At 69.4% G+C, this 12,650-nt stretch carries 11 protein-coding genes; 5 read left to right on the top strand and 6 right to left on the bottom strand.

Annotated elements, in window-relative coordinates; all coding sequences use genetic code 11:
• The first annotated feature begins 30 nt into the window (after nt 1-30).
• Nucleotides 31-978 carry an acyl-CoA desaturase gene (locus tag ED92_RS29565; RefSeq protein ID WP_037344038.1) on the top strand — a complete coding sequence of 316 codons (948 nt, stop codon included), beginning with the start codon at nt 31-33 and terminating at the stop codon, nt 976-978.
• A gap of 79 nt (nt 979-1,057) precedes the next feature.
• Here ED92_RS29565 and ED92_RS29560 read toward each other — a convergent pair whose 3' ends face one another.
• Complete coding sequence (locus ED92_RS29560; protein WP_037344036.1) at nt 1,058-1,924, bottom strand: RimK family alpha-L-glutamate ligase; 867 nt, start codon at nt 1,922-1,924, stop codon at nt 1,058-1,060.
• A complete protein-coding gene (locus ED92_RS29555) occupies nt 1,921-2,229 on the bottom strand; it encodes a hypothetical protein (protein ID WP_037344035.1) in 309 nt (102 codons plus the stop codon). The genes ED92_RS29560 and ED92_RS29555 overlap by 4 nt, the downstream gene beginning before the upstream one ends.
• 95 nt (nt 2,230-2,324) lie before the next feature.
• Here ED92_RS29555 and ED92_RS29550 point away from each other — a divergent pair, with 95 nt between their 5' ends.
• Together ED92_RS29550 and ED92_RS29545 are read left to right on the top strand one after the other, a co-directional pair.
• Entirely contained in the window at nt 2,325-3,296 is a 972-nt protein-coding gene (locus ED92_RS29550) for a quinone oxidoreductase (RefSeq protein ID WP_037344033.1), read from the top strand.
• Nucleotides 3,293-3,820 (top strand): GNAT family N-acetyltransferase, encoded by a 528-nt coding sequence (locus ED92_RS29545; RefSeq protein ID WP_037344031.1) that lies wholly within the window; start codon nt 3,293-3,295, stop codon nt 3,818-3,820. Before ED92_RS29550 ends, ED92_RS29545 begins: the two co-directional genes overlap by 4 nt.
• Nucleotides 3,821-3,904: 84 nt before the next feature.
• Here the strand turns inward: ED92_RS29545 and ED92_RS29540 are convergent, their stop codons facing one another.
• The 4 genes from ED92_RS29540 to ED92_RS29525 all read right to left on the bottom strand — a co-directional run bounded on the left by ED92_RS29540 (nt 3,905) and on the right by ED92_RS29525 (nt 9,110).
• Nucleotides 3,905-4,477, bottom strand: a complete 573-nt coding sequence (locus ED92_RS29540; RefSeq protein WP_037344028.1) for an FKBP-type peptidyl-prolyl cis-trans isomerase — start codon at nt 4,475-4,477, stop codon at nt 3,905-3,907.
• Between the two features lie 10 nt (nt 4,478-4,487).
• The gene (locus ED92_RS29535) at nt 4,488-6,743 is read right to left on the bottom strand and encodes a UvrD-helicase domain-containing protein (RefSeq protein WP_152611053.1); all 2,256 of its coding nucleotides are present in this window, start codon (nt 6,741-6,743) and stop codon (nt 4,488-4,490) included.
• A gap of 70 nt (nt 6,744-6,813) precedes the next feature.
• A complete protein-coding gene (locus ED92_RS29530) occupies nt 6,814-7,995 on the bottom strand; it encodes an MFS transporter (protein ID WP_235213387.1) in 1,182 nt (393 codons plus the stop codon).
• 134 nt (nt 7,996-8,129) lie between these two features.
• Nucleotides 8,130-9,110: a heme o synthase gene (locus ED92_RS29525; protein WP_037344026.1), complete on the bottom strand. Its 981-nt coding sequence runs from the start codon at nt 9,108-9,110 to the stop codon at nt 8,130-8,132.
• Nucleotides 9,111-9,410: 300 nt separating this feature from the next.
• Here ED92_RS29525 and tkt point away from each other — a divergent pair, with 300 nt between their 5' ends.
• Both tkt and tal read left to right on the top strand, forming a co-directional pair.
• Nucleotides 9,411-11,513: a transketolase gene (gene tkt / locus ED92_RS29520; RefSeq protein WP_037344024.1), complete on the top strand. Its 2,103-nt coding sequence runs from the start codon at nt 9,411-9,413 to the stop codon at nt 11,511-11,513.
• A gap of 17 nt (nt 11,514-11,530) precedes the next feature.
• Nucleotides 11,531-12,643: a transaldolase gene (gene tal / locus ED92_RS29515; protein WP_037344543.1), complete on the top strand. Its 1,113-nt coding sequence runs from the start codon at nt 11,531-11,533 to the stop codon at nt 12,641-12,643.
• Nucleotides 12,644-12,650 lie beyond the last annotated feature (7 nt).

Here is a 12,650-nt window from a genome sequence, read left to right as displayed (position 1 = left end):
TCACCACCGAGTCGAGGCACGAGGTGTCGCATGACCGCCAGCACCGAGCCGGACGCACCGGCCAGTCCGTCCAAACCCCTGATCTCCCACCGCCGGGGTTCCGGCGAGATGCTGATACTCAAGACCTTCCTGCTGGTCCCGTTCGTCGCGCTGCTCGCCGCCGTGCCGATCGTGTGGGGCTGGGGCATGACCTGGGTCGACCTCGTGCTGGCGGCGGTGTTCTACACCCTCGGGACGCTCGGGGTGACCGTCGGCTACCACCGCTACTTCACCCACGGCGCCTTCAAGGCCGGGCGCCCGCTGCGGGTCGCGCTCGCCATCGCCGGGAGTTTCGCGGTGCAGGGTTCGGTGATCTTCTGGGTGGCCAGCCACCGTCGCCACCACGCCTTCGCCGACCGTGAAGGCGACCCGCACTCCCCCTGGCTGTTCGGGACCTCACCCGGGGCGCTGCTGCGCGGCTTCTGGCACGCGCACATGGGCTGGATGTTCAGCCGCGAGGTGACCAACTACGACCGGTTCGCGCCGGATCTGGTGGCGGACAAGGATCTCCGGGTGGTGAACCGCTACTTCTGGCTGTGGATCACGCTGAGCCTCGCGCTGCCCGCGGTGCTCGGCGGGCTGATCAGCTGGTCGTGGTGGGGCGTAGTGACCGGGTTCTTCTGGGCCGGGCTGGTCCGGATCGCGTTCCTGCACCACGTCACCTGGTCGGTGAACTCGATCTGCCACCTGGTCGGCGAGCGCCCGTTCGCCAGCCGGGACAAGGCGGCGAACTTCTGGCCGCTGGCGATCCTGTCCATGGGCGAGTCGTGGCACAACTCCCACCACGCCGACCCGACCTGCGCGCGGCACGGTGTCCTGCGCGGACAGGTCGACGTCTCGGCGCGCGTGATCTGGCTGTTCGAGAAGTTCGGCTGGGCACGGGACGTGCGGTGGCCGAAGCCGGAACGCCTGGCCGCGAAACTCGTCAAACCCGCCTGACCCCCGAACGCGTTTCGTCCTCTGAATGCGGTAGTTGCACACGCAAGGATCGCATTCAGAGGACGAAACGCGGGGAGTGTCAGGCGAGTTGCTGCCGGACGGCGGAGGCGAACCGCCAGGCCGCGGCGGCATCGGTCTGCCGGAACCCGAGCGAAGGCTCGACGAGCTCCAGTTCCAGCAGCAGCGGCCTGCCGTCCGGCCCGGCGACGAGGTCCACCCGGGCGTAGAGCAGCTCCGCGCGCAGGATGCCCAGCAGCGCCGCCGTCGCGTCCAAAGCGTCTTCGGCCAGCGCACGAAATCCCGCGGCGGGCTGCACCGGCGCGAGTTTCTCCGTCACGTACAGCCCGGATTCGTCGAGTTCCCGGCCCAGCATCGCGGCCTTCGAGAACGCGTGCGAGTACACGCCGCCGAAGTACACCAGCGCGATCTCGCCCTCACTGTCCACACTGGACTGATACGGCTGGAGCAGCACGGTGTTCCCGTCCGCCTGCAACCCGGACAGATGCGCGGCGGCCGCGTCGCCCGCGGTGAACCGGCCGGCACCGCGTGAACCGGCGCCGATGGCGGGCTTCAGCACGAACTCGCCCTTGGGCCAGCTCGGGGCCTTGTCGTCCGGCGCGATCAGGGTCGTCGGCACGACCGCGACCCCGGCGTCGCCGAGTTCGGCCAGATAGGACTTGTCGGTGTTCCAGCGCACGACTTCGGCCGAATTCGACAGTGCCGGCACGGATTCGGTCCAGGACAGGAACTCGTCGTGGCGCTCGGCGTAATCCCAGGTGGCCCGCAGCACGACGATGTCCGCGGCGCCGAAGTCGACCGTCGTGTCGTCCCAGGCGGCCCAACGGGTCTTGAAGCCGAGGTCGGCCAGCGCCTCGGGAACCGCGTGCTCGTCGCCGTCGCCTTCCGGCAGCGTGGAGCAGGCGACGAAGATCGCGGACCCGCTCACTTCCCCGCCATCCGGCGGCGGTGCTCGGCGCCGATCTTGGTGGCCTTCACGGTCTCGCTGTCCCATTCGGCGGGTTCGAGGTCTTCGACGGCCTCGACCAGCGCCTCGCCTGCCTCCACGGAGGCGACGACGACGTCGCCGAGCGCGCCGTCGGCACCCACGAGCACGACCCGCGCGCCGATCCGGCCGATGTTCTCCACCACCGCGCGCGACGGCTTCCCGTGCCGCTTCACGAAGTCGCGGGCGGCCGCGACCTGGCGCGACGTGGGGGCGGCGGTCTCGGTCTTCTCTTCGGTCTCAGCCACCCGCCGAGCTTAACCGCGAAAGGCCCGGGACGCGGAATAACCGTGGCGTCGGCCATAGTTGTGCCGGTCGGAACGACCTTGAACGAGGAGGATGTATGCCCGCGGCAGTGCAGATCCGGCGAACCGGTGGCCCCGAAGTCCTTGAACTGGCGCAAGTCGAGGTCGGTGAACCCGGTTCCGGTGAACTGCTCGTGGACGTCGCGGCGGCGGGCGTCAACTACATCGACACCTATCACCGCGAGGGCATCTACCCGGTCGACACCCCGTTCGTCCTGGGCATGGAAGGTGCGGGCACGGTGGCCGCGGTCGGCGCGGACGTGACCGGTTTCGCCGTCGGCGACCGGGTCGCCTGGCAGGGTTCGCTGGGCAGTTACGCCCAGCGCCGTCTGCTCCCGGCCACCATCGCGGTGAAGATCCCGGACGGCGTTTCCGAGGAGACCGCCGCCGCCACGATGCTCCAGGGCATCACCGCGCACGCGCTGATCGCCTCGACCTACGAGGTCAAGGCCGGTGACGACGTGCTGATCCACGCCGCGGCGGGCGGTATGGGCCTGCTGCTGGTCCAGCTGGCCAAGGCCCGCGGCGCCCGGGTCATCGGCACCGTCTCCACCGACGAGAAGGCCGAACTCGCCAAGCAGGCGGGCGCGGACGACGTCATCCGCTACGACCAGGTCGACTTCGCCAAGGCCACCCGTGACCTCACCGGCGGCAAGGGGGTCGAGGTCGTCTACGACGGCGTCGGCAAGTCCACTGTGGACGGCAGCCTGGCGAGCCTGAAGATCCGCGGCCTGCTCGCCCTCTACGGCGCGGCCAGCGGTCCGGTGCCGCCGATCGACCCGCAGCTGCTCAACCGCAGCGGCTCGGTGTACCTCACCCGCCCGACCTCCGCGCACTACGTGCTCACCCGCGAGGAACTGGAGTGGCGCGTGAACGAACTGTTCACCGCCGTGCAGGACGGTTCGCTGAACATCCGGATCGGCGGCCGCTACCCGCTGGCCGACGCCCGTCAGGCGCACGAAGACCTCCAGGGCCGCCGCACCACCGGCAAGCTCCTGCTGATCCCGTGACGAAGCTCTGGCCGGACGAGGTCCGGCTCACCGGCGAAGGGCTCGTCCTGCGGGACTGGGTCGAAGACGACGTCGCCTTCATGCCCGGGTTGTTCGACAACCCGGCCGTCGCGCGGTTCACGCCGCTGCCCTCCCCGTTCGACGAGGCGGCGGCGAAGGCGCACTACGCGAAGTACCTCACCCGCCGCGCCGAGGGCACGGGGCTGCGGCTGGCCATCACGGTCGACGGCGGCGAGCCGCTCGGCGAAGTGGTGCTGTTCCTGAAGGACGACGCGGCCGAGCTCGGATACGCAGTCGGCCCCGCCCACCGCGGGCGGGATCTGGCGGCGCGGTCGCTGCGGGTGCTCACCGCGCACGCCCTGGACCTCGGGCTGGGACCGCTCCAGCTGAAGATCGACGCCGAGAACGCCGCCAGCGCGGCCGTCGCCCGCCGCGTCGGCTACACCCTGACCGACCTGTCGCCGGAGGCGAAGGTCGAAAAAGGCTTGGAGATCAGCCTGCTCACCTGGGAGTACGCCGGCTGAGGTGAAAGTCCGTGAAGGCCTCCTTGCGGGACTCTGGGTCCCTCAAGGAGGCCTTCACGGACTTCAGCTCGACCTCGGCGCCCGTCAGCCCTTGTCGGTCGGGACGCTCACCGCGTCGGTCACGAACACCAGCGTCTCGTTCGGCTCGATACCGTTCCCGCCCTGGCCGTAGCCGAGGTCCGGCGGGATGATCAGCAGCCGCCGCGCGCCCTGCTTGATCCCTTCGAGGCCCTGGTCCCAGCCCTTGATGACGTCACCGGCGCCGAGCGTCAGGTCGAACGGCTCCCCGCGGTCGAACGAGCTGTCCAGCTTCTGCTTGTTGGACCAGGTGACCAGCGAATAGTTCATCTTCAGGTTCGCGCCGGCCTTGGCGCCCTCGCCGGTGCCGGGCTCGAGGTCCTTGGTGATGAGCTTCTTCGGCGGATCGCAGTCGTCCGGGATGGTGATGGTCGGCGCCTCGCCGAACTTCCCGGTGGTCTTCACGTCCTCGGCCGTGCATTCCTTGCCCTTCGGGGCGGCCGGAGCCGACGACGACGCCGACGCGGGTGCCGCGCCGGAGGACGACTGGACGGAACCCGCGGTGTTCTGCTTTTCGCCACAGGCCGACAGGGCGAGGACGCCCGCGCCGATGACCACGATCTTGCCGAATGTGCGCATGCGGCCGACCTTAGCCAAGACCCTCCAGCGCGGGAACAAGGTCACCGGTCTGCACTACGCCCATCCGACGGGTCGCCCTGGTCAGGGCCACATAAAGATCGTTGAGCCCGCGCGGCGACTCGGCGACGACCTCGTCCGGGGCGACCAGCAGGACCGAATCGAACTCCAGCCCCTTCGCCCGCTCGACCGGCATCACCGACAACCGGTCCCCCGACTCGCCGAGCGTCTCCGACAGGGCCGGGACCAAGGACGACGGGCACAGCACCGCGACCGTCCCACCGTCCACAGCGGACAGTTCGGCGTCGACGAGACCGGGCAGTTCCGCCGTGAGCTCCGCCGGGTCCACCGCACGCAACCACGGCTCGAAACCCGTCTCCCGCACCGAAACCGGCGCCTCCAGCTCCGGGTTGACGTCGGCGAGCACCCGCGACGCGACGGCCATGATCTCCGCCGGGGTCCGGTAGTTCACGGTCAGTTCTTCGAGCCGCCAGCGGTCGGCGACGTACGGCGAAAGCGCCTCTCCCCACGACTTCGCCCCGCCGGCCGCGCCGGTCTGGGCGACGTCGCCGACCAGCGTCATCGACCGGTTCGGCGACCGGCGCATCAGCAGCCGCCAGTCCATCGCGGTCAGTTCCTGCGCCTCGTCGACGATCACGTGCCCGAAGGTCCAGGTCCGGTCCTGGGCGGCCCGCTGTGCCGCGGTCATCTCGCTGCGGCGCTGCTGACGTTCGGCGAACAGTTCGGCGTCGAGGACGTCGCCCACCCGCAGCAGTTCCTCGTCGACGATCTCCTCGTCCTGTTCGAGGATGTCGAGCACGCCTTCCGCGTAGGCGCGGTCTTCCCGCTCGCGGCGGGCGGCCTCGGCGCGGGCTTCGGTGTCGTCCTCGCCGAGCAGCTCGGCGAGCTCGTCGAGCAACGGGACGTCCGACGGGCTCCACTTCGCGTCCGTCGGGCTGTAGAGATGCTCACGATCGGTGTCCGACAAGGCTTTCCCCGCCGCGCTGCGTAGCCGTTCGCGGTCGGCGAACAGCTCGTCGAGCACGATCTCCGGGGTGAGTTTGGGCCACAGCCCGTTGATCGCGGCGGCCACGTTCTTGTCCGCGGCGACCTCGGCCCGGATGTCCTGGACGTCGCGGGCGTCGAGAAGGTCCTCCCCCAGTTTCCGGGCGGCCTGACGGGTCAGCGCGTCGAGGAGGTCCGAGACGAAGATCCGCCGCGCGAGGTTGTGCGGACGGCGCGACCGCCGCGCCCGCGTGCGCGCCTCGGTGCAGGTCTTGCGGTCGAGCATGAGGATCTCGCGCTCGAACTCGATCTCCAGCACCGGCTCCGGCACCCGCTGACGATCGCGGACCGCGTTGGCGAGCACGTCGGCCATCACCGGGCGTCCCTTGATCTCGGCCGCTTCGCGCGTGACCGGCCCGGCGGCGTCCAGCCCCGGGTACAGCTGGCCGATCGTGGCAAGCAGCACCCCGGTCTCGCCCAGCGACGGCAGCACCTGCCCGATGTAGCGGAGGAACGTGCTGTTCGGCCCGACCACCAGCACGCCGCGCGTGGTGAGCTGCTGGCGATGCGTGTAGAGCAAGTACGCCGCGCGGTGCAGCGCGACGGCGGTCTTGCCGGTGCCCGGCCCGCCCTGGACCACGAGGACGCCGTTCGGCGACGCGCGGATGATGCGGTCCTGCTCGGCCTGGATGGTGGCGACGATGTCGCTCATCTCGCCGGTGCGGCGGCGCTCCAGCGCGGCCAGCAGGGCCGCCTCGCCCGCGAGCCCGAGGTCCTGGCCCTGGTCGGCGGCGGAGAGGTCGAGGATCTCGTCGTCGACGCCGACGACCTTCCGGCTCAGCGACCGGATGTGACGGCGCCGCCGGACACCTTCGGGTGAGGCCGCGGTGGCGAGGTAGAAGGGCCGCGCGACCGGCGCGCGCCAGTCGACGAGCAGCGGGCGGTAGTCGTCGTCCTCGTCGAACAGCCCGAGCCGCCCGATGTAGGTGGTCTCCTCCGCGTGGTCCGGCAGGAAGTCGAGGCGGCCGAAGCACAGGCCCTGCTCGACGGAGCTCAGCTGGGACAGCCTGTCGGTGTAGAGCGTCGTGGCGACGTCGCGTTCGGTGCGCGCCTGCGGGGTGCCGCCGGTCTGGCGCAGCGTCTCGTCGAGCCTGCGCTGCGCGTCGACGCGTTCGGTGTCGAGCTTGCGGTAGAGGGTGGTGACGTACTGCTGCTCGAGCGCGACGTCCTGCTCGAGCGCGTCGAGTTCCCGGTCCGGGGACACGGACAAAAGCAGCCTGCTTTCGAGAGGTGGGACAGGGGCCGAACGAAGTACAACGGCGCCCTCCATCATCTCATTCCCGCACGCTCACCCGGACCAGGAGGAAGGCCGACAGGGACAGGACGGTCGCCACACCCGCCCACACGACGTTCTCGTGGAGCAGGACGGCGAACGTGGCCGCGATCCCCGCGATCGACTGCGCGACGAACCCGCACAGCGCGACGGCGTAGGCGCCGTGTCCGGGCACCTCGCTCACCGCGACGGCCATGCTGCTCGGGAAGAGCGCGGCCTGGCCGAACGTGGTCCCGCAGTAGAGCGCGACGAACGTCACGAAAGCGGCCGTGAGCGGGATCGCGGGCACGAGCCACAAGACGATCGTCAGCAGGCCCGCGCCCGTCATGATCAGCGCGCCCGCGCGCATCAGCCACGGCGACCCCTTGCGCCCGGCCAGCCGGTTCACCAGCAGCGCGCCGGCGAAGTACGCGAGCCCGAACAGGAGGCCGAGGCCGCCGTACTGGTCCGCGCTCAGCCCGAAGTGCTGCTGGAACACGAATGGCGCGACCTCCTGGAGCAGCACGATCGTCGCGAACCCGAGCCCCGCCGCGATCGTCGGCCGCAGGAACGCCGGAACGGTCAGGATCCGGAGGTAGATGCGGACCATGCCGGTCTTCTCCGCGCGGCTCTCGCCGAGCGGAATCGTCAGCGTGCCCAGGACGCACAGCACACCCGCCGCCGTCAGCACCACGAAACCGCCCTGCCAGCCGCCGATCAGCCCGCCTGCGAACTGCCCGCCGCCGAGTGCGGTGACGAACGCGATGGACAGCACCGAAAGCCGTTTGGCGAGCGCGTCGCCGTCGCCGAGGTCGCGTACGACGATACGGGCGATGATGGCCGCGCCTCCGGCACCGATCCCTTGCAGGGAACGGAGAACGAGCAGCCACGCCGGGGAGGCGTTCACGATCAGGACCGCGCTGGACGCGACGAAGAGACCGAGTGCCGCCAGCATCGCCGCCCGCCGCCCGAGCCGATCGGCCGCCCTACCCCACAGCACCACCGGAGCCGCCGCGCCGACGACGAACAGCGACACCGAGAGCGCCGCGAAGCTGCGCGACACGGCGAAGTCGCGCTCGATCATCGGGAGGGACGGGAGGTAGATCGTCGTCGCCATCTGGGCCGTGAAGACGATCAGGCAGGCGACCGCCATGGTCGCGCGGCCGGCCCGGACGGTGGCCGGGCGCTCGGTCGTGCTCGTCACCCCGCCGGACGGTACCGACGGGTAACCCGGCGCGTCGCCCTATGCCACACCTTGGGAAGCCCATGCATTTAGTCCTCTGGTTGCGGTACTTGCGCGTGCAAGTACCGCAACCAGAGGACTAAATGCCAAAGGGATCAGAAAGGCAGCCCGATGGCGGGGAGCCCGATCGCCGAGTCCACCGCCAGCGCGACGAACACGATCATCAGGTACGTGTTCGACCGGTGGAACAGCGACATCGGCTTGGTCTCCTCGCCGCGCCGCACCGCCGCGTTCAGGCTGTGCGCGTAGAAAAGGAACCAGCCACCGGCCAGGATCGCGAACGTCGTGTAGATCCAGCTCGTCACCGGGACCAGCAGCAGCGTCCACGCGACCATCACCCACGAGTAGATGACGATCTGCCGCGCCACGTGCTGCGGGGTGGCGACCACCGGCAGCATCGGCACGCCGGCGCGCTCGTAGTCGTCGCGGTACTTCATGCCCAGCGCCCAGGTGTGCGGCGGGGTCCAGAAGAAGATGACACCGAACATCACGAACGCGGGCCACTCGACGGTGCCGGTGACGGCGGCCCAGCCGATGACGACCGGCATGCAGCCCGCCGCGCCGCCCCAGACCACGTTCTGTGACGTACGCCGCTTCAACACCAGCGTGTAGACGAAGATGTAGAAGAGGATCGTCACGATCGCGAGGATCGCCGAGAGCAGGTTCACCGTGAAATAGAGCACGACGAACGACAGGACGCCGAGCACGAGACCGAAGATCAGCGCGCCGCGCCGGGGGACGGATTCCTTCACCAGCGGCCGGCGCTTCGTGCGGTTCATCACCTTGTCGATGTCCGCGTCGATGACGCAGTTCAAGGCGTTGGCACTGCCGGCGGCCATGGTGCCGCCCACGAGCGTCGCGAGGACCAGCCACGGGGACGGGATTTCCCGGCCCGCCAGGAACATCGCGGGAATCGTGGTGACGAGGAGGAGCTCGATCACCCTGGGCTTCGCGAGGGCGGCGTACGCGCCGACGACCTGGCGGATTGTTCGCCGGCCACCGTGCGGTCGTTCACCGGTCGGATGTACGGCGCTGGTGCTGTCACTGCGTCCGTGCGCAGCGTTCACCAACGACATTTCACTCCCTGCGTCAGTTTTCGGGGCGGGGCCCACCAGGCTTCCGGGTGATGTGGCGGCCCCGGATCCGGAGTGTTCTGAACCCTCCCCCGATGTTAGACGTGCTGTTTCCAGAGGGTGATCGCGGGTCCTCGACCGGCCGAACCATTAGGCTGGCCGCGGTAGCTCGCGGCGTGCCCCTGCGAACGGCCCGGACCAGGAATATCGTCCCTTCCGGATCGATTGAGATTAGTAGCGGTACACGTGGGTTATCCACGAGGGAAGAGAAGCCACAACCTGATGACGGGGAGTTCGAGTTCAGTGTCCGAAACCGCCTCTACCAGCGAGAAGAACCCACTCCTCCGGCGCAACGTGCCCGCCGACTGGACCGAGAACGACACGCGGGCCGTCGACACCGTACGGGTGCTCGCCGCGGACGCGGTCGAGAACTGCGGCAGCGGTCACCCCGGCACCGCGATGAGCCTGGCGCCGCTCGCGTACACGCTCTTCCAGCGGACGCTGCGTCATGACCCGGCCGACCCGGAGTGGCCCGCTCGTGACCGCTTCATCCTCTCCGCCGGTCACTCGAGCCTCACCCTCTACATCCAGCTGTACCTCGCCGGGTTCGGCCTGGAGCTGGAAGACCTGAAGCAGCTGCGCAAGTGGGACTCGAAGACCCCGGGTCACCCGGAGTACCGCCACACCAAGGGCGTCGAGACCACCACCGGCCCGCTCGGCCAGGGCCTGGCCAACGCGGTCGGTATGGCGATGGCGGCCCGCCGCGAGCGCGGTCTGCTGGACCCGGACGCCCCGCAGGGCGAGAGCATCTTCGATCACTACGTCTACGTGATCGCCTCCGACGGTGACATCGAAGAGGGCGTCACCGCCGAGGCCTCGTCGATCGCCGGCCGCCAGGAGCTGGGCAACCTGATCGTCTTCTGGGACGACAACGAGATCTCGATCGAGGACGACACCAAGATCGCCCTCTCCGAGGACGTCGTGAAGCGCTACGAGGCCTACGGGTGGCACACCCAGGTCGTCGAGGGTGGCGAGGACGTCGTCGCGATCGAAGAGGCCATCAAGGCCGCGAAGGCCGAGACCGAGCGCCCGTCGTTCATCGCGCTGAAGACCGTCATCGGGTACCCGGCGCCGAAGAAGATGGGCACCGGCAAGGCCCACGGCGCCGCGCTCGGCGCCGAAGAGGTGGCCGCGGTCAAGGAGATCCTCGGCTTCGACCCGGAGCGGACCTTCCAGGTCGACGACGAGGTCATCGCGCACACCCGCCAGGCCGTCGACCGCGGCAAGACCGCCCGCGCCGAATGGCAGGAGAAGTTCGAGGCGTGGGGCGCCGCCAACCCGGAGCGCAAGACGATCGCGGACCGGATGGCCACCCGTTCGCTGCCCGAGGGCTTCGCGGACAACCTGCCGACGTGGGAGCCGGACGCCAAGGGCATCGCGACCCGCAAGGCCTCCGGTGAGGTGCTCAACGCGCTCGCCGAGCCGCTTCCCGAGCTGTGGGGCGGTTCCGCGGACCTCGCGGAGAGCAACAACACCACCATGAAGGGGGCCGACTCGTTCGGCCCGGAGAAGGCTTCCACCGACATGTGGAAGACCAGCCCGTACGGCCGGACGCTGCACTTCGGCATCCGCGAGCACGCGATGGGCTCGATCCTCAACGGCATCGCGCTGCACGGCGGCACCCGCCCCTACGGCGCGACGTTCCTGATCTTCTCCGACTACATGCGCCCGCCCGTCCGGCTGGCCGCGCTGATGAAGGCGCCGGTCACCTACGTGTGGACGCACGACTCGATCGGCCTGGGCGAGGACGGCCCCACCCACCAGCCGATCGAGCAGCTCTCCTCGCTGCGCGCGATCCCCGGCCTCAACGTCGTCCGCCCGGCGGACGCCAACGAGACCGCGTACGCGTGGAAGGCCGTCCTGGAGGACGTCCACCACCCGTCGGGTCTCGCGCTCACCCGGCAGAACGTGCCGGTGCTGGAGGGCACCAGCGCCGAAGGCGTCAAGCGGGGCGGTTACGTCCTCGCCGAGGCGTCCAACGGCAGCCCCGAGGTCGTGCTGATCGCGACCGGCTCCGAGGTTCAGCTGGCCGTCGAGGCCCGCAAGACCCTCGAAGCCGACGGCATCCCGGCGAGCGTCGTCTCGATGCCGTGTGTCGAGTGGTTCGACGCGCAGGACCAGTCCTACAAGGACTCGGTCATCCCGCCGTCGGTCAAGGCACGCGTCTCCGTCGAAGCCGGTATCGCCCAGTCGTGGCACCGCTTCACCGGTGACGCCGGGGTGAACGTTTCGATCGAGCACTTCGGTGCGTCGGCCGACGCCGCCACACTGTTCCGTGAGTTCGGTTTCACCGCGGAGGCAGTCGTCGAGGCCGCCCGTCGCTCGATCGCCAACACCAAGAACTGAAGGGGATGACACAGCAGATGAGCAACGACAAGCTCGCGCAGCTGTCCGAGGCCGGGGTGTCGATCTGGCTCGACGACCTGTCCCGTGAGCGCCTGAACACGGGCAACCTCGCCGACCTGATCCGCGACAAGCACGTCGTGGGCGTGACGACCAACCCGACGATCTTCGCCAACGCGATGTCGAAGGGCGAGGCGTACGACGAGCAGACCAAGGAGCTCGCCGCCCGCGGCGCCGACGTCGAGGCCACCATCCGGGAGCTGACCACCACCGACGTGCGCAACGCCGCGGACTTGTTCCGCGACGTCTACACCGCCACGAACGGGGTCGACGGCCGGGTGTCCATCGAGGTGGACCCGCGGCTGGCCAAGGACTCCGACAAGACGGTGGCCGAGGCGCAGGACCTGTGGAAGACCGTGGACCGGCCGAACGTGCTGATCAAGATCCCGGCCACCGAAGAGGGTCTCCCGGCGATCACCAAGACCCTCGCCGAAGGCATCAGCGTCAACGTCACGCTGATCTTCTCGGTCGAGCGGTACCGGGCGGTCATCGAGGCCTACTTCGCCGGACTGGAGCAGGCGAAGGCCAACGGCCACGACCTCAAGGGCATCCACTCGGTCGCGTCGTTCTTCGTGTCCCGTGTGGACACCGAGATCGACAAGCGCCTCGACGCGATCGGCACCGACGCGGCCACCGCCCTGCGCGGTGAGGCCGCCATCGCCAACGCGCGGCTCGCGTACGCGGCGTTCGAGGAGCTCTTCGCTTCGGACCGCTGGAAGGCGCTCGCCGAGGCGGGTGCGAATCCGCAGCGTCCGCTTTGGGCCTCCACCGGCGTGAAGGACCCGCAGTACTCCGACACCCGCTACGTGGACCAGCTCGTCGTCAAGGACACGGTCAACACGATGCCGGAGAAGACCCTCGACGCGGCGGGCGACCACGCCGAGATCACCGGTGACACGGTGACCGGCAAGGGCCCCGACGCGCAGGTCGTCTTCGACAAGCTGCGTGTGGTCGGCATCGACATCGACGACGTGTTCCTGACGCTGGAGAACGAAGGCGTCGAGAAGTTCGAGAAGTCGTGGACCGAGCTTCTCGAGACCGTCACCGGGCAGCTGGAAAAGGCGAAGGACTGATCTGGAC

Source organism: Amycolatopsis sp. MJM2582, assembly GCF_000754115.1.
In the GTDB taxonomy this organism is placed as follows: Bacteria; Actinomycetota; Actinomycetes; order Mycobacteriales; family Pseudonocardiaceae; genus Amycolatopsis; species Amycolatopsis japonica.
This window is presented reverse-complemented; position numbering and strand designations above follow the sequence as displayed.